The sequence below is a fragment of the Herpetosiphon llansteffanensis genome, from assembly GCF_003205875.1.
Classification (GTDB): Bacteria; Chloroflexota; Chloroflexia; order Chloroflexales; family Herpetosiphonaceae; genus Herpetosiphon; species Herpetosiphon llansteffanensis.
Genome location: NZ_PUBZ01000079.1, coordinates 15,938 through 41,062, shown reverse-complemented (window position 1 = coordinate 41,062; position 25,125 = coordinate 15,938). Strand labels below are relative to the sequence as shown.

At 51.2% G+C, this 25,125-nt stretch carries 26 protein-coding genes and 2 tRNA genes; 14 read left to right on the top strand and 14 right to left on the bottom strand.

Annotation, left to right across the window (positions count from 1 at the left end; genetic code table 11):
• Positions 1–10: 10 nt before the first annotated feature.
• The 5 genes from rplC to C5S61_RS05840 form a co-directional block, all read right to left on the bottom strand.
• Positions 11–649: a 50S ribosomal protein L3 gene (rplC, locus tag C5S61_RS05855; RefSeq protein ID WP_054535853.1), complete on the bottom strand. Its 639-nt coding sequence runs from the start codon at positions 647–649 to the stop codon at positions 11–13.
• A gap of 85 nt (positions 650–734) precedes the next feature.
• The gene (gene rpsJ, locus C5S61_RS05850; protein WP_041307187.1) at positions 735–1,043 is read right to left on the bottom strand and encodes a 30S ribosomal protein S10; all 309 of its coding nucleotides are present in this window, start codon (positions 1,041–1,043) and stop codon (positions 735–737) included.
• 65 nt (positions 1,044–1,108) lie between these two features.
• Positions 1,109–2,311, bottom strand: a complete 1,203-nt coding sequence (gene tuf, locus C5S61_RS05845; RefSeq protein ID WP_110514142.1) for an elongation factor Tu — start codon at positions 2,309–2,311, stop codon at positions 1,109–1,111.
• 266 nt (positions 2,312–2,577) lie between these two features.
• Positions 2,578–2,674, bottom strand: a tRNA-Sec gene (locus C5S61_RS26775).
• Between the two features lie 32 nt (positions 2,675–2,706).
• Positions 2,707–3,558: a DUF72 domain-containing protein gene (locus C5S61_RS05840; protein ID WP_110514141.1), complete on the bottom strand. Its 852-nt coding sequence runs from the start codon at positions 3,556–3,558 to the stop codon at positions 2,707–2,709.
• A gap of 106 nt (positions 3,559–3,664) precedes the next feature.
• Here C5S61_RS05840 and C5S61_RS05835 point away from each other — a divergent pair, with 106 nt between their 5' ends.
• From C5S61_RS05835 to C5S61_RS05820, 4 genes are all read left to right on the top strand, one after another.
• Positions 3,665–4,861 (top strand): beta-ketoacyl-[acyl-carrier-protein] synthase family protein, encoded by a 1,197-nt coding sequence (locus tag C5S61_RS05835; RefSeq protein ID WP_164689251.1) that lies wholly within the window; start codon positions 3,665–3,667, stop codon positions 4,859–4,861.
• 64 nt (positions 4,862–4,925) lie between these two features.
• A complete protein-coding gene (locus tag C5S61_RS05830; RefSeq protein ID WP_110514139.1) occupies positions 4,926–5,969 on the top strand; it encodes a sensor histidine kinase in 1,044 nt (347 codons plus the stop codon).
• 101 nt (positions 5,970–6,070) lie between these two features.
• Positions 6,071–6,226, top strand: coding sequence for a Flp family type IVb pilin (locus tag C5S61_RS05825; protein ID WP_110514138.1), 156 nt, complete (start codon positions 6,071–6,073; stop codon positions 6,224–6,226).
• 229 nt (positions 6,227–6,455) lie between these two features.
• The gene (locus C5S61_RS05820) at positions 6,456–6,611 is read left to right on the top strand and encodes a Flp family type IVb pilin (RefSeq protein ID WP_110514138.1); all 156 of its coding nucleotides are present in this window, start codon (positions 6,456–6,458) and stop codon (positions 6,609–6,611) included.
• Positions 6,612–6,706: 95 nt separating this feature from the next.
• Here the strand turns inward: C5S61_RS05820 and mtnP are convergent, their stop codons facing one another.
• From mtnP to C5S61_RS05795, 5 genes are all read right to left on the bottom strand, one after another.
• The gene (mtnP, locus tag C5S61_RS05815; RefSeq protein ID WP_110514137.1) at positions 6,707–7,567 is read right to left on the bottom strand and encodes an S-methyl-5'-thioadenosine phosphorylase; all 861 of its coding nucleotides are present in this window, start codon (positions 7,565–7,567) and stop codon (positions 6,707–6,709) included.
• Positions 7,568–7,666: 99 nt separating this feature from the next.
• Entirely contained in the window at positions 7,667–8,059 is a 393-nt protein-coding gene (locus C5S61_RS05810) for a response regulator (protein WP_054535846.1), read from the bottom strand.
• A 26-nt stretch (positions 8,060–8,085) separates the two neighbouring features.
• A complete protein-coding gene (locus tag C5S61_RS05805; protein ID WP_110514136.1) occupies positions 8,086–9,759 on the bottom strand; it encodes a sensor histidine kinase in 1,674 nt (557 codons plus the stop codon).
• Between the two features lie 2 nt (positions 9,760–9,761).
• The gene (locus C5S61_RS05800) at positions 9,762–10,841 is read right to left on the bottom strand and encodes a PstS family phosphate ABC transporter substrate-binding protein (RefSeq protein WP_110514135.1); all 1,080 of its coding nucleotides are present in this window, start codon (positions 10,839–10,841) and stop codon (positions 9,762–9,764) included.
• Positions 10,842–11,104: 263 nt separating this feature from the next.
• Entirely contained in the window at positions 11,105–11,587 is a 483-nt protein-coding gene (locus tag C5S61_RS05795) for a plastocyanin/azurin family copper-binding protein (RefSeq protein ID WP_110514134.1), read from the bottom strand.
• Positions 11,588–11,900: 313 nt separating this feature from the next.
• Between C5S61_RS05795 and C5S61_RS05790 the strand changes: the two genes are divergently transcribed.
• The 6 genes from C5S61_RS05790 (at position 11,901) to C5S61_RS05765 (ending at position 17,852) form a co-directional block, all read left to right on the top strand.
• A complete protein-coding gene (locus C5S61_RS05790) occupies positions 11,901–12,878 on the top strand; it encodes an AAA family ATPase (RefSeq protein ID WP_054535842.1) in 978 nt (325 codons plus the stop codon).
• Between the two features lie 186 nt (positions 12,879–13,064).
• Complete coding sequence (locus C5S61_RS05785) at positions 13,065–13,952, top strand: DUF58 domain-containing protein (RefSeq protein WP_110514133.1); 888 nt, start codon at positions 13,065–13,067, stop codon at positions 13,950–13,952.
• A 10-nt stretch (positions 13,953–13,962) separates the two neighbouring features.
• Positions 13,963–14,883 carry a hypothetical protein gene (locus C5S61_RS05780; RefSeq protein ID WP_110514132.1) on the top strand — a complete coding sequence of 307 codons (921 nt, stop codon included), beginning with the start codon at positions 13,963–13,965 and terminating at the stop codon, positions 14,881–14,883.
• 220 nt (positions 14,884–15,103) lie between these two features.
• On the top strand, positions 15,104–16,096 hold the full coding sequence (locus C5S61_RS05775; protein ID WP_110514131.1) for a vWA domain-containing protein: 993 nt from the start codon (positions 15,104–15,106) through the stop codon (positions 16,094–16,096).
• Positions 16,096–17,109 (top strand): vWA domain-containing protein, encoded by a 1,014-nt coding sequence (locus tag C5S61_RS05770; RefSeq protein ID WP_110514130.1) that lies wholly within the window; start codon positions 16,096–16,098, stop codon positions 17,107–17,109. Before C5S61_RS05775 ends, C5S61_RS05770 begins: the two co-directional genes overlap by 1 nt.
• Positions 17,106–17,852, top strand: coding sequence for a tetratricopeptide repeat protein (locus tag C5S61_RS05765; RefSeq protein WP_110514129.1), 747 nt, complete (start codon positions 17,106–17,108; stop codon positions 17,850–17,852). The genes C5S61_RS05770 and C5S61_RS05765 overlap by 4 nt, the downstream gene beginning before the upstream one ends.
• Positions 17,853–17,855: 3 nt before the next feature.
• Here the strand turns inward: C5S61_RS05765 and C5S61_RS05760 are convergent, their stop codons facing one another.
• Positions 17,856–18,437 carry an AhpC/TSA family protein gene (locus C5S61_RS05760; RefSeq protein ID WP_164689250.1) on the bottom strand — a complete coding sequence of 194 codons (582 nt, stop codon included), beginning with the start codon at positions 18,435–18,437 and terminating at the stop codon, positions 17,856–17,858.
• 203 nt (positions 18,438–18,640) lie between these two features.
• Between C5S61_RS05760 and C5S61_RS05755 the strand changes: the two genes are divergently transcribed.
• From C5S61_RS05755 to C5S61_RS05745, 3 genes are all read left to right on the top strand, one after another.
• Positions 18,641–19,123 (top strand): DUF2306 domain-containing protein, encoded by a 483-nt coding sequence (locus tag C5S61_RS05755; protein ID WP_110514127.1) that lies wholly within the window; start codon positions 18,641–18,643, stop codon positions 19,121–19,123.
• A 111-nt stretch (positions 19,124–19,234) separates the two neighbouring features.
• On the top strand, positions 19,235–20,788 hold the full coding sequence (locus tag C5S61_RS05750) for a sensor histidine kinase (RefSeq protein ID WP_110514126.1): 1,554 nt from the start codon (positions 19,235–19,237) through the stop codon (positions 20,786–20,788).
• 398 nt (positions 20,789–21,186) lie between these two features.
• Positions 21,187–22,122: a YitT family protein gene (locus C5S61_RS05745; protein ID WP_205701368.1), complete on the top strand. Its 936-nt coding sequence runs from the start codon at positions 21,187–21,189 to the stop codon at positions 22,120–22,122.
• 29 nt (positions 22,123–22,151) lie between these two features.
• Here C5S61_RS05745 and C5S61_RS05740 read toward each other — a convergent pair.
• Positions 22,152–22,227, bottom strand: a tRNA-Thr gene (locus tag C5S61_RS05740).
• Positions 22,228–22,792: 565 nt separating this feature from the next.
• Here C5S61_RS05740 and C5S61_RS05735 point away from each other — a divergent pair.
• Positions 22,793–23,473, top strand: a complete 681-nt coding sequence (locus tag C5S61_RS05735) for a deoxynucleoside kinase (protein ID WP_110514125.1) — start codon at positions 22,793–22,795, stop codon at positions 23,471–23,473.
• A 33-nt stretch (positions 23,474–23,506) separates the two neighbouring features.
• Here the strand turns inward: C5S61_RS05735 and C5S61_RS05730 are convergent, their stop codons facing one another.
• Both C5S61_RS05730 and C5S61_RS05725 read right to left on the bottom strand, forming a co-directional pair.
• Complete coding sequence (locus tag C5S61_RS05730; RefSeq protein WP_110514124.1) at positions 23,507–24,607, bottom strand: sensor histidine kinase; 1,101 nt, start codon at positions 24,605–24,607, stop codon at positions 23,507–23,509.
• Between the two features lie 90 nt (positions 24,608–24,697).
• Positions 24,698–25,078, bottom strand: a complete 381-nt coding sequence (locus C5S61_RS05725; RefSeq protein ID WP_110514123.1) for a hypothetical protein — start codon at positions 25,076–25,078, stop codon at positions 24,698–24,700.
• Positions 25,079–25,125: the final 47 nt, after the last annotated feature.

The window sequence follows — 25,125 nt, the reverse complement described above, 5'->3', positions numbered from 1 at the left end:
GCGTCAACTCCTATTTCTTCGTGGCCTTAGCTGCCCGTGAGACCATTACCAAACCATTCTTAGCGCCTGGCACTGAGCCCTTCACTAAGATTACGTGGCGTTCAAGGTCAATTTTTACCACTTCCAAATTTTGAACGGTTACGCGATCATTACCCATACGGCCAGCCATACGCATGTTTTTCCATACGCGGCCTGGCGTGGTACCTGAACCAATCGAGCCTGGGGCGCGATGGCGGTCGCTTTGACCGTGGGTTGCTGGGCCACCACGGAAACCGTGGCGCTTAACAACACCAGCAAAACCGCGACCTTTGCTTGTGCCGACGACATCAATCTTTTCGCCGAGTTGGAAAATATCAACATTTACCACGTCGCCGACAGTGTGTGCGTTCAAGTCGGTGGTTTTCACTTCACGCATGAAGCGAACCAGCCGACCAGCAGCTTTCAGGTGTCCTTGGATTGGCTTCGTTACTTTTCGTGGTTTGATTTCGCCGAAGCCGAGTTGGACTGCTTCATAGCCATCCTTGTCCTTGGTGCGAAGTTGGGTGACCACACATGGGCCAGCTTCGATCACGGTGACAGGAATGGTTTCACCTTTTTCGGTGAAGATCTGGGTCATGCCAATTTTGCGACCCAAAATACCATTGAGCATTGGTTACTCCTTAGTCCATAGCGTGCGGAGCCTCTGGGCGACCAAGCCCAGCCGTATTGGCTATGGCTCCAAGCGGGATTCCCGATTAGAGCTTAATTTCAATATCCACACCAGCGGGCAAGTTCAGCTTCATCAAAGCATTAATTGTTTGCTGGCTTGGATCGATCACGTCGATCAGACGTTTGTGGGTCCGAATTTCGAACTGTTCTTGGCTGTCGCGGTCAATGAAGGGTGAGCGCAACACGCTGTATTTTTCGATCTTGGTCGGCAACGGCACTGGGCCAGCGACCTGAGCACCGGTGCGTTCTGCCGCATCCACGATCTGGCGTGCCGACTGATCCAAGATCTTGTGATCATACGCCTTGAGGCGAATGCGAACTTTTTGCTTTGCCAACGTCATTACTCCTAAGCGCAAAAGAAGGCAGGTGTGACGGGCACACCTGCCAGCCGTTTTATAGCTTATGCGATGATTTCGGTCACGATACCAGCACCCACGGTGCGGCCACCTTCACGAATCGCAAACTTCAAGCCTTGTTCGATAGCAACCGGAACGATCAACTCCACCGTCATTTGGATGTTGTCGCCTGGCATCACCATTTCCACGCCTTCGGGCAAGCCAATCGCACCCGTCACGTCCGTCGTCCGAACGTAGAATTGTGGGCGATAGCCACTGAAGAATGGGCTGTGGCGGCCACCTTCTTCTTTCTTCAATACGTACACTTCAGCCTTGAACTTGGTGTGTGGTTTGATCGAGCCTGGCTTGGCCAAGACTTGACCGCGTTCCACGTCCGTCCGTTCAATCCCGCGCAAGAGTGCCCCTACGTTGTCGCCGGCGCGACCTTCGTCCAGCAACTTCTTGAACATTTCCACGCCGGTCACGGCGGTGGTGCGTACGTCTGGACCCATCCCGATGATTTCAATCGTATCGCCAACTTTGACGATCCCGCGTTCGATCCGACCGGTCACCACGGTACCGCGGCCTTTGATCGAGAACACGTCTTCGATTGGCATCAAGAATGGTTTGTCGATGGCGCGTTCTGGCGTTGGGATATAGTCGTCAACCGCTTGCATCAATTCTTGGATTGATTGATACTCTGGTTGGCCAGCATCGGTTGATGCACTATCCAATGCGCCTTTGGCTGAGCCGCGCACGATCGGAATTTCGTCGCCGGGGAAGCCGTATTTTGACAGCAACTCGCGCAATTCCATTTCGACCAATTCGAGCAACTCAGGGTCGTCCATCATGTCGACTTTGTTCAAGAAGACAACCATCGCAGGCACTTCAACTTGGCCAGCCAAGAGGATGTGTTCGCGGGTTTGGGGCATCGGGCCGTCGGGAGCCGAGACCACCAAGATCGCGCCGTCCATTTGGGCAGCACCGGTAATCATGTTTTTGATATAGTCGGCGTGACCTGGGCAGTCGACGTGGGCATAGTGACGATTTTCGGTTTCGTACTCAACGTGCGAAATCGAAATCGTAATCCCACGGGCGCGTTCTTCTGGAGCATTGTCGATTTGATCGAAAGCGCGGAATTCAGCGCGGCCACGCAGTGCCATGGTTTTGGTGATGGCAGCAGTCAAGGTGGTCTTGCCGTGGTCAACGTGTCCGATCGTCCCAATGTTGATGTGGGGCTTATTCCGCTCAAACTTTTGCTTAGCCATGTCGTTTGTGGCTCCTGCTATTACAAATACCGTTAGCCGCTGACAAAAAGACAACGGAACAGGAATGGAAAATTGGTAGTCGCGCCCTGCGGCCCCTTAATTGACCATTCCCTACGTGGTTCTACGTTATGGTGTGCGGGGTACACTTACCCAGATAAAGTTGACTTGTTTAAATGTCACAACTCGCACGAAAGCCGATTATAACACACCTTTTAGCGGAAACGCAAATAGCCGTTTCTCACAATTATAGCTGGTACATCTGGCTCTGGCGGGAGCACGTGCGAATCGAACACACCAACGCTATTCGTCATAGCGCCGACCAATTTTGAAGACTGACGAGGCCACCAGACCCCATGTACTCCCAATTGCAACAGTACCACGAAGCGCTGGTTTGATCAAAATAGCGAAAGTTGTTGCATTGGCTCTGGCGGCGTTGGTAAAGGATACTCAATCCCACGCGCTACCAAGGCTTGGGCCAACAGCTCACACATCTCCGGCGAGCGCTCTTCAACCGGGCAATGCATAAACGAATAAACTGTTAGGCCATCATTCAGCATTGCCACAATCGTATCGGCCCATTGTTCCAGCAGCGGCTGATCGATCGCCAAATCTGGGTGGCCCATAAAGCGCAACAACACAAATGGCGCAGTTACATCAACATGATAGGGCACGCTGGGCTTTTTACGCCGCGCATCCAAAATGACTTGATCCGTGGTTGCGCCAGTGTTAATCGGTCGCACATCAACCAATACCCGTCCAACGCCATGTTCAGCCAACAGGCCATTCAAACGTTGCGCTGCTTGCGGTGCAAACCAGCCCCGATGGCGCACCTCAACCGCCAAGGGCACAGCATGATCCCAGGCGGCAAGCCAAGTTTGCAAATCGCCAAATTGGGCTGGACTATAACTTGGGCCAAGTTGCAGAAAAATCGGGCCAAGTTTTGCGCCCAATAATTGCAGCTGCGCCACAAATGCCTTGGTTGCAGCAATCTGCTCAGTCAAATTGCCGCTATGGCTAATCGCTCTCGGCACTTTTGGGCAAAAGCGAAAATTGCTCGGCGTATCGCTGGCCCAGCGCAACACCGTCGGTTGGTCGGGCACTGCATAAAAGGTGGCGTTAATTTCCACCGTCGTCAGCCGTTCAGCGTAGGCCTTGAGCATATCGCCATTACTCGTACCAGCAGGCAAAAATTGGCCAACCCAAGGCCGATAGCCCCAAATCGCACAGCCAAGATAGATATTCGACATTGGATACACTCCCCGCTACAATGAGCGTAGCATGATAACCCCGAAACCACCAAGCCATACCACGTCAATGGAGCCTGTGGTAGGTCGGCAGCGCAGAGGAGCCTCTATGAAACAGCGAGTTGTCATCACCGGAATCGGGATTTGCAGCGCCCTTGGGAATGATATTGAAACCTATTGGGCAGCGTTGCTCGCTGGTCAAAGTGGGGTCAAACCACTGCCAGAGCTAGCGCCCTATAAAGATCCGGTGGTTGGTGGCGCAACCCCCGAGTTACCGTTACTCACCAGCCATCGCCGCCAACCAGATCGGATGATCAGTTTGGCCCACCACGCCGTGGAGCAAGCCATCGCCATGGCCCAAGGCCTGCCGCAAGATACCGCCGTGCTATGGGGCACAGGCTATACCACGATTTCAACCATCGAAGCCTGTTATGAAAATTGGTTTACCAATGGCAAAGTGCGCGCCGATACCGTGCCAGCCTGTATGCCAGCCGCTGTGTTGCCGCACCTCTGCACAGTCTTCGATTTACACGGCCCCAGCACATTAATTTCGGCGACCTGCGCCTCTGGCTTGCAAGCAATTGGCATCGCCGCCGATTTGATTAGGGCTGGCGTGATTGAAACCGCTATTGCCGGCGCTTCCGATGCACCATTGACCAAAGGCATGTATGCTGCATGGAAACCGCTGCGCGTGTTGGCAACCGATCTGAGCGATCCCAGCCGCGCGTGTCGGCCATTTAGCGCCGATCGCAATGGCTTAGTGCTGGCCGAAGGCGCTGGGGCATTTGTGCTCGAAAGCTTAGAGCATGCTCAAGCCCGTAATGCACCGATTCTCGCCGAGATTGTGGCTTCTGCTGCCACAACGGCCAGCGGGAGCATCGTCGCACCCGATTTGGAACATCAGACATTAACATTAACCAAAGCCTTGCAACGGGCCAAGCTAAGCATTCACGATGTCGATTATATTAATGCCCATGCAACTGGCACAAAGCTTGGCGATGCAGCTGAAGCAGCGACCATCAAGGCCGTCTTTGGCCAACGCGCGCAGCATGTGCCAATTTCTGCCATCAAAGGCGCAACCGGCCATGCGATGGGCGCAAGCTCGGCGCTCGAAGCGATTGCAACCATCTTAGCCTTGCGCGATCAAATCCTGCCGCCAACCATCAATTGGCAAGCTGGCGACCAAGATTGCGACTTGGATTTTGTGGTTGAAGGCGCACGCAAGCAGCCAATTAACCTCGCCGTTAAAGAATCGTTTGGTTTTGGTGGCTCAAACGCTGTTTTAGTGCTACGTCGCTGGGTATAATTGACGCAGCAAATTTGCCACCAGTATAATTTCTCTTACGCAGCACCAGCGAATTGGAGGGCCAATGGCAGCCGATAAAGACGCATTATTAAAAGAATTGCGTGACCAACAAGACCGCATTCGTCGCCAAATGACCGAACTCGATGCCTTGATTCGCCAGAATCAAGCAGAAGTCGATAAAATGTCGCAACGCGAAATGTCAGTTTCCAGCCGCCGTCGCGATATGGAAGTCAATTTCGAGCGCTACGAAAAAGTTGATATTAAAAATTTCTATACCTCAGCCCAAGAGGTGCAAACCCGCGTGCAAATGATGCGCAGCCAAGTTGAGCAATTGCAAACCAAGCAACAATTGCTGCGCGAGCAACAAGATACGCTGCAAAAACTAATTCAAAGCCTCGATGAAGTGAGCGTTGTCGCCGAAACAACCATCTCAAATTTGCCCCAAGTTGATCCCCAAGAGCAAATTGCGGCAATTATTCAGGCCCAAGAAAAAGAGCGCCTGCGCATTTCGTTGCAAATGCACGATGGCCCAGCGCAATCGATGAGCAACTTGGTGCTGCGCGCCGAAATTTGCGAACGCTTCCTTGACCACGACACCAATCAAGCGCGCTCCGAGATGGCCAGCCTCAAAACTGCCATCAATACAGTGTTGCAAGATACGCGGCGTTTCATTTTCGATCTGCGTCCGATGACCCTCGATGACCTTGGTTTGTTACCAACGCTCAAACGCTATGGCCAAGAATTTGGCGATAAAAACGGCATTGAAATCAATCTCATGGTCCAAGGCTTGGAATCTCGCTTACCAAGCCATTATGAAGTAACCATTTTCCGTTTTGTGCAAGAAGCCTTGAATAATGTCCAACGTCATGCCAATGCTTCGCATGTGCGCATTATTCTTGAGGCCGATCCAAGCAAGATTCAGATTGCCATTGAGGATGATGGCGCTGGTTTCCACGTTGCGGAAACACTCAACGATCCCACTGGCAAGCGCAATATGGGCATTGCCAGCCTCCGCCAACAAGCAGAAGTATTGTTGCGGGGCCAAATGGGCATAGAAAGCACGGTAGGCCGGGGTACGCGGGTTGTGGCAGTGGTGCCTGCACCCTAGTCACCCCTAACGATAGTACTAACATCCTATTGTCGTTCAGGCTCGGGTCGAATATGATGCTCACATCGTAATTATTTTCTTTCTCGTAAGGAGATACCGCAATGTTTCGTTCATTTTTTGCTAAAGAAGAAGGCCAAGGCTTGGTCGAGTACGCTTTGATCCTCGCCTTGATCGCTATCGTCGTTATTGCTGTTTTGACCTTGCTTGGCCGCAACGTCAACAACAAATTGGGTACCGTCGCTAGCGCCTTGAACTAGTTCTTCTTCCTGAAGAACCTACAGAACCAGCACCGATTGGTGCTGGTTCTGTATTTAACGACTTGTTTACACCACCTCAACCTCAATTAATCCCCCACAATTTGATCATAACCCATGGTGATTGAAACCCACCCTGATCGATAGTACCAACATCCTATTGTCGTTCAGGCTCGGGTCGAATATGATGCTCACATCGTAATTATTTTCTTTCTCGTAAGGAGATACCGCAATGTTTCGTTCATTTTTTGCTAAAGAAGAAGGCCAAGGCTTGGTTGAATACGCTTTGATCCTCGCCTTGATCGCTATCGTCGTTATTGCTGTTTTGACCTTGCTTGGCCGCAACGTCAACAACAAATTGGGTACCGTCGCTAGCGCCTTGAACTAGTTCTTCTTCCTGAAGAACCTACAGAACCAGCACCAATCGGTGCTGGTTCTGTATTTAACCAGCTACTTTCAGTCATTCACTGATCCAAACTCAGTCTAACCGCGATAGAGCAAGGCTACGCGTTCGCGCGCCGCAACTGGAATTGTCTCAGGAGCCGTCATCACTGCATGCGCCAATGCTGAATGCGCAGGATAAACTGCCGCTGGATCAATCAACGGAATCAAGGCTGCAATCGTGTTTTGGGCTGCGGCCACATTGCGGTTAATAGTCTCAACAACCATCGCCGCCGTTACATTATCGTGATCAGGATGCCAGCAATCGTAATCGGTTACTAACGAAAGGTTGGCATAGGCAATTTCGGCCTCACGAGCAAGCTTGGCCTCTGGCAATAAGGTCATGCCAATAATCGAGCAACCCCAACTGCGATATAGCTCCGACTCAGCTTTGGTCGAAAACTGTGGCCCTTCCATACAACAATAGGTCCCGCCATCATGCACGGTTGTGCCGCTTGCAGCATGCGCCGCCTTACGCACTAACGCGCTCAGATGCGGGCAAACTGGATCACCAAATGCCACATGCGCCACAATCCCTTCGCCAAAAAAGGTCGCTGGGCGTACACCCTTCGTCCGATCAATCGCTTGATCAGGAATGACCAAATGGCCTGGCACGAGTTCCTCGCGTAAACTGCCAACAGCACTAACGCCTAAAATAAAACGCACGCCCAATTGTTTGAGCGCATGAATATTGGCCCGATAGGGAACTTCTGAAGGCGTATAACGATGGCCACGACCATGACGCGGCAAAAAGGCCACCCGTTGGCCTGCCAAATTGCCGACAATCACTGCATCGCTGGGTTCGCCAAATGGCGTAGTGAGTTGTATTTCGCTGCGGTCGGTCAATGCTTCCATCGCATAAAGCCCACTACCGCCAATAATTCCAATGCTAATTGGTTCCATACACTACCTCCTGATGTATATTGGCCTAGTATAGCAGAGCACACGCCAAAGACCCTATCACACGCGTGACAGGGCCAGCGGCAATTGGCTCAAACAGCGCTATGCGCCTAACGCCAACTGTTTTTCATTTTTTTTTAGATATTGGGCCACTTTATTGACTAAAACTTCATAGTCAATGGGTTTTTCAAGATGATCGACACAACCAGCAGCAGTGGCTCGCGATAGCTCGTTGTAGGTTGTATGGCCAGTCACCGCAATCACCGGAATATGCGAGTAGCGGCTTTCGGCTTTTAATTCGGCGGTTGCCGTCCAACCATCCTTAACTGGCATCGCCATATCCATCAACACCAAATCGGGAGTTGTGTTGTGCACTTTATCCAGCGCATCTTGGCCATTGACGGCGCTAATCACGCTATAGCCATTCAACGATAACATTTGTTGGAGCAAGAAGCGGTTATCGCCATTATCATCAACAACTAAAATCATCCCCATGGGAAGCCTCCTAAGTTGGTTGGGTATCAGGCCACAACGTTCGAACTAACCAATGGCGATGCTGCCATCATCAAGGTCGATTCCGATTGCGTTGGGCATTGAACAGGTATTTGCAATGTAAAGGTCGAGCCAACATTGGGGCAGCTTTCGACGTTGATTGTGCCACCAAGCATCGCTGCAAGTTGCTGACTCAGCGCCAAGCCCAAACCAGTCCCGCCATAGGTGCGGGTTGTCGATTCGTCTGCTTGGACAAATGGCTTGAATAAGCGCCGTAATTGATCAGGAGCCATGCCAATGCCCGTATCGCTGACTGCAAAAACCAGCCATGGCTCGTTGGCTCGCTGTTCATCCCACACGCGCAGGGTAACGGTGCCAGCTTCGGTAAATTTAATCGCGTTACTCAGCAGGTTGAATAAAATTTGGCGAATTTTGCCAGCATCGCTGTAAAGCACGCTGTTACTTGCAAAATCTGTTTTGAGCTGATCAAAGCGAGCTTCAGCAAGCGGCTGCACAATCCCCATCACTTCATCAACCAAGCTGGCAAGCTGCACCTCGCCAAGATCAAGATTCATCTTGCCATGCTCAATTTTGGAGAAGTCGAGCACATTCGAAACCAGCGTCAGCAGATGTTTGCCAGCCAAGCGAATCCGCTCTAGCTGCGGCAACACATCGTCTTGGCCACGGGCTTTGGCTCCAAGATGCAGCAACTGGGTATAGCCCAAAATTGCGTTCAACGGCGTGCGCAATTCGTGGCTCATGGTTGCCACAAACATGCTTTTGGCTTGGCTGGCAGCTTCTGCCGCTGCCTGAGCGCGCAAAGCAGTTTCCTCGGCCTGTTTGCGCCGAATAATATCCTCGGTCAGTTGTTGCTGCACATACAAACTTTCGGCCAGCTCAGCATTACGCAGCTCCAACATATCGCGATGCTCGCGCAGGCTACGTACCATGCTGTTGAAATTGTTGGCCAAGGTTTGCAGTTCGTCGCCGCCACCAACTTGAACCATGCGCTCAAGGTCGCCACCAGCTACCGCTACCGTGGCATCGGTCAACTTACGAATCCGCCGCGCAGTCCGAGTCGCTAGCAACAAGCCAATCGCACCTGAGAGCAGCACGGTAAAGGCAATTTGGCCATAAATCACCAAGCGCGATGATTCAAAGGTTTGGCCGACCGAAGCTAAGGCGTTGTTCGCTTGATTTTGGCTCAGCTGACCCAAAATATCGGTTGCGCTCAGCACATCTTCGTAGTAGGGATTGAGCCGATTGAGCACTGGCTGAACACTGCCAGTATTGCCGAGCCGTGCGGTTGGCAAAAATTGCTCATTGGTCGCTTGGACAAAGCGCTGCCACGCCATCGAGACAGCGTTGAGAGTTTCGCCTTCGACCATTGTGGTATCAAGCTGTTGGTATGCAGTAAAGGCAGCCTGCATATCTTGCTCAAGCGCTTGCATTTCGCCTTCGATACGGGCTTTATCAGCAACACTGTTGTTGATAATATATTCAAGTTGCAAGGCATGATATTTGGTGCTAATAAAATTAATTCGATCGCTCAAATCGAGCGAAGGAATCGTAATTTGTTCGATCATCGAGGCTTTTTGAAAAACGCTGCTAAAGCCGTTTAACGCAAAAATGCCCAAGGCGATCATCAGGGCCAAATCGAGGGCAATTGAGCCAAGCAATTTTGTTCGGAACGAAAGCCGCATTGCTATTCTCCCTCTAGCTCAAGCAAGCGTTCAATCGAAACCCCAATTTGTGAGCCACCCTCGAACATCGAGCCAAGTTTGCGTTGTTGCACTCGTTCTTGGGCAAATTGATAAGCGCGGCTTGGCAAGGGCACATATTTCACCGCAGCCACCACACGCGGCAAATCGCTCAGGTAAAAATCGACAAATGCCGCAACTTCGGCCCGATCCAAGGCATCGGCGCGAACATAGATAAAAATTGGCCGTGAGAGCGGCTGATATGAGCCATCAGCAATTGTTTGCTCGGAAGGCAACACACAGCCATTGCCTGCATCAATTGCGACCAATTTCAAGCGATCTTGGTATTCGCGGTAGTAGGCATAGCCGAAATAACCCAAGCCGTTGGGGTTGCCAGCAATATCTTGCGCAATCAGATAATCGTCTTCGCTGCTGATCACATCGCTGCGGCTTGAGCCTTCGGTGCCAACAATCGCGCTGGTAAAATAATCGAACGTCCCTGAATCTTGGCCAGCGCCATACAATTGCACGGTCGTTGTTGGCCAAGTCGAACGCACCATCTGCCAAGAAGTGATGCTCTTGGTTGCTGCTGGTTGCCAAAGTGTGTTCAGCTCAGCCAGTGTAATACATTCGAGCCATGTATTATTGGGGTTGGTAACTAACGAAAGGCCATCAAAGGCCACTGGAATTTCCACAAAATCAATCTGATTGGCGGCACACTCGGCGGCTTCGCTCTGTTTGATTGGGCGCGAAGCATCGGAGATTGCCGTTTCGCCAGCACAAAACTTTTTAAACCCGCCACCAGTGCCACTCACCCCTAATTGCACCTGAACGTTGGGCGCAATCAGGGCAAAATCTCGCGCAATTGCTTCGGTAATTGGAAACACCGTAGAAGAACCATCGATCACGATTGAGCCGCGCAACGCAGGGTTGGCGGTTAGCACTGGCGACGGAGTTGTTTGCGCGAAGGTCGTTGGTGGGGGAGTCGCTGTCGCGGGGAGGCTTGTAGCCGTTGGTTGGGCGGTGTTTGCACCACAGCCAGCCAGCGTCAATAGGCAGCAAAGCAAAAGAAATCGTTGTAGCACAGCCACACTCCACAAACTATACAGCTTGTAGGGTAGTAGCCAATTGTTAAGTGTTGGTCATATCGAGGTTAAGAATCGGCAAAATGACTGCTGTAACCCATGCCCTCACCCCCCAGCCCCCTCTCCCACTAGACGCGGGCGAGGGGGAGCATCCGTGTTTCACCAACGAATTGCAGGAGAACCACGTGATTAAAGCCCCTCGCCCGTCGGACGGGAGAGGGGTTGGGGTGAGGGGAGCTTAAACTACCGACTTGGCTCGTTGCTTATTTGACGGTCAACGTACCCTTCATGCCAGCCGTGTAGTGGGCAGGATAGGTACAGATAAAGCTATAGGTACCTGGTTGCAGGCTGACGGTAAAGGTATCGCTTGCGCCAGTTGCAATCGTTTTGCTATGGCCCAACGATTTGTCGGCTGGTGGCAAGAAATCAGGAGCTGAAGCCATTGAGGCATCAACGGCTGGTTGTTCGTCGCCAGTTTTAACAATAACCACATTGTGGGCCAAAGCGCCTGGGTTGTTGAAAGTGACGGTTACTTCGCCAGCAGCTGCTTCAACAGCAGTGGTTTTATAGGCCAAGGTGCCACCATCAGCAGCATCGATGGTAATTGCTGAGCTACCGCCCCCGGTGCTTGGTGCGCTGGTTGCAGCGCCGTTATTTGTCGTTGGGGCTGGAGTTGCTTTTTCTTCGCCACAAGCGGCTAAAGTCAGCGATACGACGAGCAAGAGTGCAAAACTCAACTTCTTCACAGAAGCATCCTTTCAAGTGTTATCATTAAAACAACCGTTGGCGTTATGGCAACGGCTGGAAGGCTCAAATTGAGTATACCATCCCCCCATGGGGCTGGGTATCAGGTATTAACCTGATTGTCTCGATTGGGCCGCTTGCTTTGCTATTTTTCTGGCTTGGGTTAAGCCTGCGCAGCTTCATCGTTTCTTCATAGCTTAACTATGGTGAGAATTGGCTTAAACGCAGCTAAAAAAGCAGGTTTTTGGCCCAAGGTTATGGTATTATCCACAACAGAAAGCTTGGGCTACCCGTTGTTGACGTGCGAGGTTCACCTTGGAAACAAATAGTAGCGATGTACGCCGTGCAGGCGAGGCCTTACAAAGCCTAGTTGGCGAAGTAGGAAAAATTGTTGTTGGGCAGCGGGCCTTAGCTGAACGCATCTTGATTGGTTTGTTGGCCAATGGTCACTTATTAATTGAAGGCGTGCCAGGGTTGGCCAAAACCTTGATGGTTAAAAGTATGGCCGAAGGGATTCATGCCCAATTTGAACGGATTCAGTTTACCCCCGATTTGTTGCCTGGCGACTTGATTGGGACACAAATTTACAATCAACGCACTGGCGATTTTTCAATTAAAAAAGGGCCGATTTTTACCAACTTTTTGCTGGCCGACGAAATTAACCGTGCCCCAGCCAAAGTGCAAAGTGCCTTGCTCGAAGCGATGCAAGAGCGTCAAGTGACGATTGGCTCGGATACCTTTAAATTGCCGCACCCATATTTGGTGATGGCAACCCAAAACCCCATCGAAAACGATGGGACATACCCCTTGCCAGAAGCGCAAGTCGACCGTTTTATGCTCAAAGTTGTGGTCGATTACCCCACCCGCGAAGAAGAATACGAAATTCTCAATCGCATGACTGGGGCAAGCACGCCTACCATGAGCACAACTATGACGATCGAAGAGCTTGATAACGCGCGCAAGATTTTCCATCAAATTTATATTGACGATCGGGTCAAACATTATATTTTGGATTTGGTGTTTGCCACCCGTAAACCAGAGCAATATGGCTTGGCCCAAATTAAGCCCTATATTGAATTTGGCGCATCGCCACGGGCAACTATTTTTATGACCTTAGCTGCGAAGGGTGCTGCCTTCTTGCAAGGCCGCGCGTATGTCACGCCCGACGATGTGAAGCACATGGCCTTGGATGTGTTGCGCCACCGCTTGATTGCAACCTACGAAGCAGAAGCAGAAAATATCACGTCGGAAAACTTGGTGGCCCAAATTCTCAATCGGGTGCGCGTGCCGTAGGAGTTGGGGATCGGTTTTTGGAGATCGGGGATCGGGATTCAATGCAAAGGAACGATGGCTTCAGGCTGAAGGCTATGGGCTATCGGAACATGATTTGGAATCTCAAGAATTTCAATAGCCAAAAGCCCATAGCCACATCAATCTTCGTGCTCTTCGTGTCCTTCGTGGATCAATAGCGGATATATCATGAACTTACAAGAACTCATGCGCCAAGTGCGCTTCATTGAATTGAAAACGACCAAGTTGGTAACTGGTGTGTTTGCTGGCATGTATATGAGCAGCTTCAAGGGGCGTGGCGTTGAGTTCGATGAAATTCGCGAATACGAACCTGGCGATGATGTGCGCGCGATCGATTGGAATGTAACTGCACGCACAGGCCGTCCGTTTATCAAACGCTTTGTTGAAGAGCGCGAGATGACCGTGATGCTGCTGGTTGATATGAGCGCTTCGGCAGATTTCGGCACAACCCGCAAACTCAAACGCGAGCTTGAAGCAGAATTATGCGCAACGTTGGCCTTTTCGGCGGTGCGCAACAACGATCGCGTGGGCATGCTGCTATTTACCGAAGAAGTTGAGCGCTTTGTGCCGCCACGCAAAGGCCGCAACCACGTCATGCAAATTGTGCGTTCGCTGCTCACCATCGATCCCAAACATCGCGGCACCAACATTACCAAAGCCTTAGATTACCTGAACAACGTCGTCGAAGGCAAAGCCTTGGTCTTTATCATCTCGGATTTTCGTTCGCTGGACAATTGGATTCGCCCGTTGCGGATTACTGCTCGTCGCCATGATGTGGTGGCGGTGCGGGTTGAAGACCCACGCGAACGCAAATTGCCCAAAGTTGGCTTGGTGCGCTTGCAAGATGCAGAAACGGGCCAAGAGTTGGTTGTCGATTTGCGCAACGAAAAATTACGCACCATGTTTGAACAACAAGCAGAAGCCCAGCATCAAAGCCACGTGGCCGAACTACGCGCGCTTGGCGTTGATCATATGAGTTTACAAACCGATGGACGCTATGCCGATTCACTGCAAAGCTTCTTTAATCGGCGGATGAAACGCCGTGAACGCGGCTAGAGGAACAGCTATGGCAAAATTGTGGTGGTTATTAGGATTAAGTTGTTTGCTCTGGATTGCGCCGGTCGCAGCCGCCGAGCCAGCCGTAGCCGTGCGTGCCCAACTCAATCGCACCAAAATTACAGTTGGCGATTTGGTCGAGTACGAATTGCAAGTGACCACGCCCAACGGCTTTAAAAGCGAACTCCCAGCCATGCCAACCAAAACCTTTGGCGAATGGGAAGTGCGCGAGTGTGCGCCCTTGAGCGAAACAACTGTCGCAGAAGGGCTGCGCCAAGGCTGGCGCTGTCAATTGACCAACTGGGATGTCGGCATTCATGCCTTTCCAACTCAATTGGTCAAAATAACCAATCCTGATGGAACCACTGGCCGCGCCAATACTCAGCCAGTTAGCGTCGAAGTGGCTTCGGTGCTTGATGAAAATGCCCAAGATATTAAACCATTGAAACCACAATTGATTATGAATGAACAAGCAAATTATTTATTGATCATCGGCCTTTCGTTGTTGGCGGTGTTGGTTGCAGGCTTTGCGGCCTGGGCAATTAACTACTTCCGCAAACATCGCCCAGTGCCAGTACCAGCTGCCGTACCGCAACCAGTCCGCGATCCATTTGGCATCGCCATGACCGAGCTTGAGCGCATTCGCGGCTTAGGCTTGATCGACCAAGGCCGAATTGTTGAGCATTATGCCTTGATTGCCGATGTGTTGCGAACCTTCATTACTGATCGGTTCTCGGTGCCTGCGCTAGAGCGAACCACGAATGAAGTACGTTTGGCGCTCTCGCACCCAAGCATGCAACAACGCCGCGATCAATTATTGATTTTGTTGGCTGAATCCGATGGCGTGAAATTTGCCCGCCAATTGCCAAACCCAATCGAAGCCCACGCCATGATCGATAATGCCCGCCAAGCAATTTTGGCAACACGCTAATCGAAAGGATGAAGGATGAAGTATGAGGGATGAAAACGAAAGGATGAAGGATGAAGTATGAGGGATGAAAACGAAAGGATGAAGGATGAAGTATGAGGGATGAAAATATATTGGTTGAGATACGATTTAAATTACTTGATGATTGATCGATGGTACAGGTTATGAAGATGGTTCATTCATCCTTCATCCCTCATCCCTCATCCTTAGATTAGAGTTGCTTATGACATTTGCCTATCCGTTGTTATTTTGGTTGTTGCCGATTGTGCCGATTGTTTGGTGGGCCATGTATCGCCGCAGTCGGGGCGAAGTCGTTACCATGCGCTTCTCCGATTTGGGGATGTTGCGTGGGGTCAAGCCATCGTGGCGCATTCGCATGCGGCCATTGCTGATTTCGCTGCGCGCTGCCGCGTTGGGCTTGTTGGTCGTTGTATTATCGCGACCACAGTATGCCCAAAGCTCCGAGCGGGTTGTGCGCGAAGGCATCGATATTCAGCTGGCTTTGGATATTTCGCTGAGTATGAAGGCTGGCGATTTCGATCCCAAAGATCGGATTACCGTGGCCAAAGAAGTGATTGCCGAGTTTATCAAAGGTCGCAAAGATGACCGCATTGGCTTGGTGGTTTTTTCGGGCAATGCCTTTACGCAAGTTCCATTGACCCTTGATTATGACTTTTTGCAAAACTTATTGGGCCAAGTGCAAACGGTGCGTCGCCCTGACGGAACTGCAATTGGCACTGCCTTAGCCCACTCGGTCAATGGCTTGCGCAACAGCACCACCAAAAGTAAAGTCGTGATTTTGCTCACCGACGGCTCAAGCAATCGTGGCGATATTGAGCCAGCCCAAGCTGCTGAAATTGCGCGGGCCTTGGATGTGCGGGTTTACACAATCTTGGTGGGCAAACCAGGCGGCGGCGAATATCCTGTTCATGATGCTTGGCGCGATGAAACCTACCTGATTCCAGCGCCAACCGCCGAAGATGAAGTGGCGCTGCGCGACATTGCCGAACAAACCGGCGGGATTTTCTTTCGCGCTGGCGATGAACAAGGCTTGCGCGATGTATACGATACGATCGATAAAATGGAACGCTCGCAAGTTGCCAGCGAAAAATTGGTGCGCTACACCGAGGCATGGCAACCATGGGCCGCCGGAGCACTGTTGCTCTTGATGATTGAAATTTTGCTACGCAATACGATCCTACGGAGTATTGGCTAATGGCACTTGTTCCTGCAAATTTATGGCTCTTATTGGTCTTGTTGCCCTTGGCTGGCGTGTTTTGGCTTGCTCGCCGCGCCGAAGAGCGCGATCGGGCAGCACTAGGCGATCCTAGGCTAATTGCTTCGTTGCTTTCGATGCTGCCACAGCGCCAACGCCGAATTCGCATGGCTTTGCAACTTAGTGCTGTTGGCTTAATTATTGTGGCTTTAGCGCGTCCAGTTTGGGGCAGTGGCGATGAAACGCTCAAACGTAGCGGCTTGCAAGTGCTGATTTTGCTCGATGGCTCGCGCAGTATGGCCGCGCAAGATGTTCGGCCCTCGCGCATCGATGCCAGCAAACGGATCGTGCTGGCAATGCTTGATCGCTTAGACGGCAATCAGGTGGGCATGCTGATGTTTGGTTCGTCGAGCTACGTGCAATTTCCCTTGACCAGCGACCTTGCTGCGGCCCGCTCCTTGGTCGAGCCAATCAACCCACGTGGGCTTTCGCTTGGTGGCACCGATGTTGAAGAAGTTATCACCGAAGGCTTGCGCTCGTTCCCAATTGGCCAAGTCGAAGGCCGCACAATGATTTTGATTACCGATGGCGGAGACTCCGATCCACAAGCTGATGGTGAGGCAGTTGCAGCCGCTCGTGAAGCCGCCAAAATGGGCCTGACGATTCATACCATTGGCATGGCAACCGAGGCTGGCGGCCAGATTCCGGTGTATGATGAACTTGGCAACATTAGCTATGTCGAAGATCAAGGCCAACGGGTAATTAGCAAACTCAACCAGCCCTTGCTTGAGCAAATTGCCTCGGCAACTGGCGGAACCTACTTCGATGGCAGTTCGTTAGATCTCGACAAGTTGCAAACAGCGCTCGAACAAAGCGCACCGGTAGATATGGCCGATCAAACCAGACGGATTTATAGCGAGCGCTTTTATCTTTTCGCCGGGCTAGCGTTTATCTTATTGATTATTGATGTCTATGTTGGGCGCTTGGATCAAGGAAAGGTGGCTACAGCATGAAACGAACACCAGCGATTGTGACGACGGGCTTGCTGTTAGTAGCCCTAACTGGTTGTGGCGCACCGTCTGCTGCCGATATTAATGCAGAGGGCAACGCACTCTACGAGCAGGGTGTTTATGGGCAAGCGCTCAATCAATATAAAGAAGCAGCCTTGATGGCTCCTGATCGGCCCGAACCGCATGTTAATTTGGGCAATACGCGCTATCAAATGGGCGATTATTTGGGTGCGGTCGAAGCACCAAATGCTGCTTTGCAAACTGCCGACCCAGCAACTCAAGCGATTATCTATTATAACCAAGGCAATGCCCATTTTCGGCTAGAGGAGCTTGACGCAGCGATTGATGCCTATAAAAAAACTCTGCGCATCAATCCCGACGACCTTGATGCCAAATATAATCTGGAGCTAGCCCAAAAAATTCAAGAGCAGCAGCAACAACAGCAACAACAAGCGCAGAATCCGCAAGATCCCAATCAGCAGCAGCCACAAGATGGCCAACAAGATCCCAATCAACCGCCGCAGAATGGGCAAGAACCACCTGAGCAAGAGCCTGGCGGTGGGCAAGAACCACCAGAGCGGCCCGAAGCGCCACCATCAAGCATTAGCCCTGGTGAAGCTGAGCGGCAGTTAGACCAATTGAAACGCAGCGAAGATCGCAATCGTGAGGATCTCTACGATAATTATGCGGTTGGTGCAGATGGCCAGCCCACCGATAACCAAGGTGGCGATGACGAGGGCTGGTAGGATTTAGGCCAATTGACGGGCCAGCGCCGGAAGGCTATCTTCGCTGGCATAAAAACGCTGTTGGGTATATTCCAACACGCTTTGCCACGGTGGATAGCGATAGATGGGATCGGCAACGTGAATATAACTTGGGGCGGTTGCGCGGGCTTTGATCAAGGCGTGACCGCCATATTGGGTCAATGATTGGCCCTGCCCGCCCCCAACCCAATGCCCCTGCAAAAATTGCCACGCCTGATGCAACATCACCTGCGGGCTGGCCACGCGATACAAACTCCCCTCACCAAACCCAGTTGCCCGATAAATTTGACGCTCAGGATCGCTATAGATTGGAATTGGCAGGCGATAGAGCCGAGCAAATGCTTGGGCTGCTGCTGGCTCGGCCATCGTAATCACTGCCAAATTAATATCCAACATGCGAAATGCCGTGGTGTACTCATACAAATCCAGCAAATTGCTGCGACACACCGCGCAGCCAGGATGGCGCAAAAAAACTAAAAGCGCCGCTTGATCGCGCCATAATGAGCCAAACGGTAAACTCTGGTTGTACATATCGCGAATTGAAATCAGGGGCAGGGCTGTATCCATCGCTAGGTTCCTCGTGGAGTAAATGCGAGCATTAGGCATACGATAGCATTGCCCGACATACAATAGTAGGCAACATTATGGTTAACTTCGGCTAGTTCTTTTGATCTAGTTTAGCTGTAACACTTAGTACTGATGGCCTAACCCGCGCACATTGCTAAACTCATGATATTGAAATTTCGCTTGTTGACTGGTGAGGTGTGGCAATGTTTCTGGTTTTGCATATTATTGGGGCCTTGGTGGCGCTCGGTACGGGTTTGGCGGCCTATCGCTGGCAAAATGGCACAAACATTCACCGCTGGATTGGCAAAGGCTATTTGCTTGGTTGGGTCACTTTGTTTAGCACTGGCATTATTATTAGCCGCCAAGGCATTACTGCACCTGATGTACTCAATGGCTTGGGCATGGCTTCAGCTAGCTTTGCCTATGGAGTCATTTTCTTGCGCAAACGCTTGGGGCGGCGCTGGCTGCGCTTGCACTATCAATGGATGAGCCAATCGTATGCCTTTGTGTGTGTGGCAACCCTCAACCAATTGATTGCCCGTATGGGCATTGAAATTAACTTTTGGATCTTTGCAGCAGAAGTTTCCTTGCCATTCTTTATTCTGCCGTATGTAGGCAAAAAGCTTGATCAACGCTATGGCTTTGCGTCCAAGCCCAAACCATTGGGTAATATCGCTAGCAATTAGGCCCAACCATTGATCACACGCAAACCCCTCAGCTAAAATATGGGCGAGGGGTTGGGCAGCGTAGCCAAGAATGGTATAGTATTTAGGCCGATTTAGACGAGTAGATGGTTTATGATGCTGCCGGAATCAACCACAACTGAACAACAAACCCTGCAAGATCGGATTCACGGCCAGAGTTTATCGTGGTCGGGAATTATCGCCGGGCTGGTAGCCTGTATTGTGCCGCTGATTCTTGGCGTAAGTAATGGCAGCCTCTATGGCTGGCGTTTAGGGGTTTATATAGCAGCAGGCAGCTGCTATTTCTTACTCAAACGGGTTTTCTGGGCAGAAACCCCGTTTTGTTTACGCATGCGGCGTTATCCGCAATTGTTAATTAGCGTGGTTTTTGGCCTCGCAGCCTTGATGCAATTGATTAGTCGCGATTTTACGACCCAGCCAATTGCCTTTATGGTACCAATGGTGTTTATTGCCGGAACCTACCCATTGCCCAAAACCCTCGTGATTGCAGGCTTCATTTCAATCTTGATGAGTGCCTGTTTTATTTTAGCTGGCTTACCACTCAACAGCATGGGCTTCTCTGGTTTATCGAGCCAAATCGTCTTGCTCTTATTTGTCACCTTGTTTGGCTATGTGACCAATCAATCGGTCCTGACTCGCCAGCAAGTTGAGCAACTAGCCCAAGAGTTGGCCCAAGAACGTGATTATTTACGTCAACTTAGCGCCACTACCGCCGCATTATCGAGCGAAGTAGCATTAGGCCGAGTTTTAGCCCAAGTAGCCGAGGCTGGCCGCACCCTTGCCAATGCCCAAGCGGTGACGGTTGCGCTGCGCGAAGATGACGAATGGCGGATTGCGACGAGCATTGGCAGCCCCGACCCAAATCTGCACAACCTCGAAATAGCGCTGCATGCCAAGGGCGAAGCAATTGGGCGTTTGACCTGCTGGAGTGCTGAGCCAGCCAATGCAGCCTTACGCCAAGCGCTTCAACCATTTGCCGATGCAGCTGCATTGGCGATTTATAATGCTCAACTCTACGAACAAGCCCGCTTCTCGGCCACGCTTGCAGAACGCAACCGCCTCGCGCGCGATTTTCACGATACGCTGGCCCAGCAATTAACTGGGTTGCGTTTACAAATTGAGGCTGGCATGCGCAATCTGCATCAGCCAGAAAAGGCCCAAGTGCGGCTCCAAAAAGCCTACGATTTGGCATTGGCGGCCTTGCACGACTTACGCCGCAGCGTCTGGAATTTATCTGCGCCAGCGATTGATGGGCGGGTACTCAACGATGTATTGGCCGAATTGGTGGATAATTTTCAGCAGCGCACCACTATTCAAAGCCAATATAGCCACGATGGCCAAGCGCTTAACTTGCCTAGCGAGATGGCGATTCAAGTGCTGCGGGTGGTCAATGAGGCGCTGAGCAATGTCGAGAAGCATGCTCAAGCTCAGCATGTAGCAATTCGCTCAACAGTTGCTGCGGGCCAATTGCAAATTACGGTCAGCGATGATGGCCAAGGCTTTGAACTGGCCACTGTGCAGCAAACCGCCAGCGGAGGATTTGGCCTCACCAGCATGCGCGAACGCACTCAACTGATCCATGGCACACTCTCGATTCAAAGCCAACCAACTGCTGGCACACTGTTGACCTTGTGTTTGCCGTTGTAGGCTTGGGGGTTGGGGGTTCGTTTTAACCACGAAGCACGCGAAGAGCGCGAAGGGCTTTTGGCTAAAGGATTTGCCAATTCTACGAATGATAAAGCTGATCCACGAAGCGCACGAAGCACACGAAGGATCGGAACCGCGAAGAACGCGAAGATCGCGAAGGCTTGTTTTTTCGCCACAGATTGCACAGATTTTTAGGATTATGTTCTATGTTCTATGTTCTATGCTCTTTGTTCTCTGTTCTTTTTGCCTTCTGCCTTTTGACTTTTGTTTTCATCCCTCATAATTCATCCTTCATCCTTTCCATGCTGAGGACCAATGGTATAGCCAGATGGGTTGGAAAATTAATAGTTTCGCGGTAGGATAGCGTCATCAACAGCTACCCTGATAGCGAGCCATTGATGCGCCACCTAATTGAGGTGGTCTTTTTGGTTGGCTATCAGCATCTTGAGGGGTTTATGCACCGTTTAGCTATTCGCCGCGAACAAATTCCCGGCATTCTGCGTGATTATTTGGTGATGACGATTGGTACCTTGTGTATCGCGCTCGCCTTGAATATATTTCTCGAACCAAACAATGTGATTTTTGGTGGGGTCACTGGGATTGCGGCCATGCTCAAAACCTTGTTTGGCTTGCCAATCGGCGTAACGTCGTTGGCGCTCAACATTCCGCTGTTTATTATCGGATTGAAACGCTTGGGCGGCTTTGTTTTTGGCATGCGTACTGTCTTCGCGACGGTTATGCTTTCGGTCTTTATTGATTTAACGGCCAATCGAGTGGGTCAGTTTGTGCAGCGCGAGCCGTTGCTCTATATCGCCTATGGAGCTGTCCTGAGTGGCATCGGCACAGGCTTAGTGTTGCGGGTTGGTGGCACAACTGGCGGGGTCGATATTGTCGCCCGCTTGTTGCAACAATGGCGTGGCATTCGGCCAGGCCAATCGATGTTGATTGCCAGCGTCGTGGTTTTCGGCGCAGCAGGCTGGATTTACGGCGCAACGCCAGTGCTGTATGCCTTGTTGCTGGCCTTTATCGAAACCCGCGTGATCGATATTGTGTTGGAAGGATTTAGCGATGGCCGTTCAGCCTTGATTGTTTCGAATAAACCAGAAGCGATTCGCGATGCAGTGTTGCATGATCTTGATCGGGGCGTGACCATGCTCGAAGGCCGCGGCGGTTATAGTGGCGAAGAACGAGCTGTATTGATGTGCGTCATCAGCCAAGCAGAAATTGCAATTCTCAAAAAGCTGATTTACAACATCGATCCACGGGCGTTTGTGGTGATGACCGAAGCAGTTGAGGTGTTGGGTGAAGGGTTCAGGCCCGCCAAGGCCGAATAAAAAATCACCCGCCGTAGCGAGTGATTGAATGGAGCCGATGACGAGACTTGAACTCGTGACCTACTATTTACGAAACAGTTGCTCTGCCAACTGAGCTACATCGGCTGATGTGCGCTGAAAATTATAGCAGTGCCCATCAGCCTTGTCAAATAGCATACGAGGGGTCAGGGGTTAGGGGTTAGGGGTCAGTCACATAACATACTATTTGAACCACGAAGCCTGAAACCGCGAAGAGCACGAAGGACGCGAAGGTTAAGTTTTTTCGCCACAGATTCCACAGATTATGTTGATTGAAATCTTTCTTGCTGGCCCAACAACTGCCACCTGATCCTCAATTGCCTATGTTCTATGAGTATTGGTTAATTGCGTTAACCACTGCCTGATAACCTCACCCCAATCCCTCTCCCATCCGCTGGGCGAGGGGCTTTAACGCTGTGGTTCTGCCACAATTCGTCGGTTAAAACGGTGCTCCCCCTCGCCCGCGTCCAGTGGGAGAGGGGGTTGGGGGTGAAGGAACGCGTTTGTCAATCCAATGTACTAATCTATGTTCTATGCTCTCTATTCTGACTTTTGACTTTTGACTTTTGATTTCATCCTTCATCCCTTTTTTGACTTTATAATGGACTGGTTGCAGAACAACAATTCGCCTGTGAACAAGGATTGAAGCACAATGGGACATACATTTTTCGGCCAGCATTTGTATTTGAGCGTAGCTGGCAATATTGGGGTGGGCAAAAGTACCCTCGTCGAGACATTGGCCGGAGCGTTTGGCTGGCAGCCCTACTACGAATTTGTGGCCGACCATCCGTATCTCGATGATTTTTATGCAGATAAACATCGCTGGGGCTTTCATTCGCAAATGTGGTTTTTGGCTCAACGCTTCGAGCAACAACGCGAAATCGCCGATACGCCGATCTCACTGATTCAGGATCGCTCGATCTACGAAGATTACGAGGTGTTTGCCAAGGGTTTGTTGGAGCAGGGCATCATGAGCCATCGCGATTTTCGCAGCTATCGCAAGCTCTATCAAGCGCTCATTCAATCGACCACGCCGCCAACTTTGATGGTCTATTTGCGCGGCTCAGTGCCCACGCTTTTGGAGCGCATCAAAAAACGCGCGCGGCCAAGCGAAATGAATATTAGCGCCGATTATTTGAATCATTTGAACAACCGCTACGATGAATGGCTACGGCGTTTTGAGTTATGTCCAGTGCTCACGATTGAAACCGATGATTTGGATGTGGTCAATCGCGATGATCATCGCCAACAAGTGATCGAAATTATTGGTCAGGCAGTTGGTCGGCGCAGCAATTTCCAATATCGTTTGCCGATCGAAGCCGACAAAGAATAAGCCAAACAGCCCAAGTCGCGCCTAGGCTTGGGCTTAATGCTGGCCTTCAACCCGCAAGGTTATCGTTGTGCCCTGCTGCGGAACCGATTGCAACTCGAAGCTGCCACGATGCATTTCTGCTTGAGTCGCCAGCGCCGCCAAACTAGAATAATGGTGATCGTTGCGCAATTGCTCAGGGTCAAAGCCAACGCCATCATCACGAACCTGCAAAACGACGACAGCATCATCGCCATATAATTCAACATTCAGCTGTTGGGCTTGGGCATGTTCGCGTACATTGCTCAGCAATTCTTGGGCGGCGCGCCAAAGGTAGGCGGTAGCAGTTGGCGAGAGCACGGGCAAATGGCCATCACATGTGAAATTGATGTTCAAATTGCCTTCGGTTTTGAGGGTGCGCAATTCGGCGGCCAAGGCCTCGGGCAAGGTACGTTGGGCCAAGGGCAGGCCACCAACCGAGCGCAAACTGCGATGCAATTGTTGGCGCAGCTGGTCGATTGCCATTGCTTCGGGAGCTTCACGCAGGCTTTGCAATTGCTGAATCGTTTGTTGGTAGCTTTTGGTTAGCTCCTTCACTCGCGATTCGCTGAGATTAAAAGCTTCGCTATGCAGCAAATCGCGGCGCGTGCGCCATTCGTTATGCGCTGCCGCCCATGTGCCAAGCGCTGCGGTCACTGCTTGAAAAATAAACACTGGCAACGCGTCGCGCCACGCCAAACGCCCAAACAGCACAGCAGCATCGGCAATCAACATCGCAATCAGGGCCATTGCGCCGCCACTATAGCTCCACCAACGCCCAGCAGCAACCAAGAGCGGAATATAGGCCAAAGCCCATAAACTGCCGCGTTGTAAGGCATCGGCGGGAGTCAGCCACAACAAGGCCGTCACATGGACCAAATCGGTGAGCAATAAACTTGGGATGTACAGCCAGCTCAACCAACGCCGCGCCTGCGGCAAAAGCAAAAGCCCAATTAGAATCCCGCTAACGATGATTAATGGCGAAACAGGCCGCTCGCCAAGCCAATAGAGCAGCAATGCACCACCAACCGAGAGCACCAATTGCACGCCAAAATATGTTCGTAACCCACGCATCACCCGCCGATGGCGCTGCCGTAACCACGTTGCCGAATACATCATGCCGTCTTGGCTCCACACTAGATTTGGCTGAAAACCACAATCGCTAGCTTGCAGAGATCATACCAAAAAAGTGCTTCTTTGGCAGCACAATTAACTTGCTTCGGTCGAAATCATGCGCCATTGTTGCCAAAGCAATAATCCAACTATCCCACTAATTTGGCGTAACCATGGCCATGGCAAGCCAATTGAGCTTATGTTGATAAAAAGCAGCGTTCCCATAATGCCCATGACAATGCTCAGCACAATCAACAATCCATCGATGACCAAGCGCCGGCGATGAAAACTTTGGGTGCGCAGCCAGGCAATGAGAATTGTATAGCCAGCCAACAGTCCGCCAATCAAAAGCCCATCGCTCAGCAGCAAACGCTGATAGTTTTCCCAAACGCTCCAGCCAGCATTGAGCAAACTAAGCCATAACAGGTGTTGGTTGATGCTTTGATAGCTATCGCGGTCGAAGGGTACAACATACATACCATGGTTCCTAAAATAGCAACAGGGCTGAGCAGACTCAACCCTGT

Coding starts and splice junctions, on each gene's coding strand:
- rplC (WP_054535853.1), bottom strand. CDS start 649: ATGCTCAATGGTATTTTGGGTCGCAAAATTGGCATGACCCAGATCTTC.
- tuf (WP_110514142.1), bottom strand. CDS start 2,311: ATGGCTAAGCAAAAGTTTGAGCGGAATAAGCCCCACATCAACATTGGG.
- C5S61_RS05840 (WP_110514141.1), bottom strand. CDS start 3,558: ATGTCGAATATCTATCTTGGCTGTGCGATTTGGGGCTATCGGCCTTGG.
- C5S61_RS05835 (WP_164689251.1), top strand. CDS start 3,665: ATGAAACAGCGAGTTGTCATCACCGGAATCGGGATTTGCAGCGCCCTT.
- C5S61_RS05830 (WP_110514139.1), top strand. CDS start 4,926: ATGGCAGCCGATAAAGACGCATTATTAAAAGAATTGCGTGACCAACAA.
- C5S61_RS05825 (WP_110514138.1), top strand. CDS start 6,071: ATGTTTCGTTCATTTTTTGCTAAAGAAGAAGGCCAAGGCTTGGTCGAG.
- C5S61_RS05820 (WP_110514138.1), top strand. CDS start 6,456: ATGTTTCGTTCATTTTTTGCTAAAGAAGAAGGCCAAGGCTTGGTTGAA.
- mtnP (WP_110514137.1), bottom strand. CDS start 7,567: ATGGAACCAATTAGCATTGGAATTATTGGCGGTAGTGGGCTTTATGCG.
- C5S61_RS05810 (WP_054535846.1), bottom strand. CDS start 8,059: ATGGGGATGATTTTAGTTGTTGATGATAATGGCGATAACCGCTTCTTG.
- C5S61_RS05805 (WP_110514136.1), bottom strand. CDS start 9,759: ATGCGGCTTTCGTTCCGAACAAAATTGCTTGGCTCAATTGCCCTCGAT.
- C5S61_RS05785 (WP_110514133.1), top strand. CDS start 13,065: ATGAACTTACAAGAACTCATGCGCCAAGTGCGCTTCATTGAATTGAAA.
- C5S61_RS05780 (WP_110514132.1), top strand. CDS start 13,963: ATGGCAAAATTGTGGTGGTTATTAGGATTAAGTTGTTTGCTCTGGATT.
- C5S61_RS05775 (WP_110514131.1), top strand. CDS start 15,104: ATGACATTTGCCTATCCGTTGTTATTTTGGTTGTTGCCGATTGTGCCG.
- C5S61_RS05770 (WP_110514130.1), top strand. CDS start 16,096: ATGGCACTTGTTCCTGCAAATTTATGGCTCTTATTGGTCTTGTTGCCC.
- C5S61_RS05765 (WP_110514129.1), top strand. CDS start 17,106: ATGAAACGAACACCAGCGATTGTGACGACGGGCTTGCTGTTAGTAGCC.
- C5S61_RS05760 (WP_164689250.1), bottom strand. CDS start 18,437: ATGGATACAGCCCTGCCCCTGATTTCAATTCGCGATATGTACAACCAG.
- C5S61_RS05755 (WP_110514127.1), top strand. CDS start 18,641: ATGTTTCTGGTTTTGCATATTATTGGGGCCTTGGTGGCGCTCGGTACG.
- C5S61_RS05750 (WP_110514126.1), top strand. CDS start 19,235: ATGATGCTGCCGGAATCAACCACAACTGAACAACAAACCCTGCAAGAT.
- C5S61_RS05745 (WP_205701368.1), top strand. CDS start 21,187: ATGCGCCACCTAATTGAGGTGGTCTTTTTGGTTGGCTATCAGCATCTT.
- C5S61_RS05735 (WP_110514125.1), top strand. CDS start 22,793: ATGGGACATACATTTTTCGGCCAGCATTTGTATTTGAGCGTAGCTGGC.
- C5S61_RS05730 (WP_110514124.1), bottom strand. CDS start 24,607: ATGATGTATTCGGCAACGTGGTTACGGCAGCGCCATCGGCGGGTGATG.
- C5S61_RS05725 (WP_110514123.1), bottom strand. CDS start 25,078: ATGTATGTTGTACCCTTCGACCGCGATAGCTATCAAAGCATCAACCAA.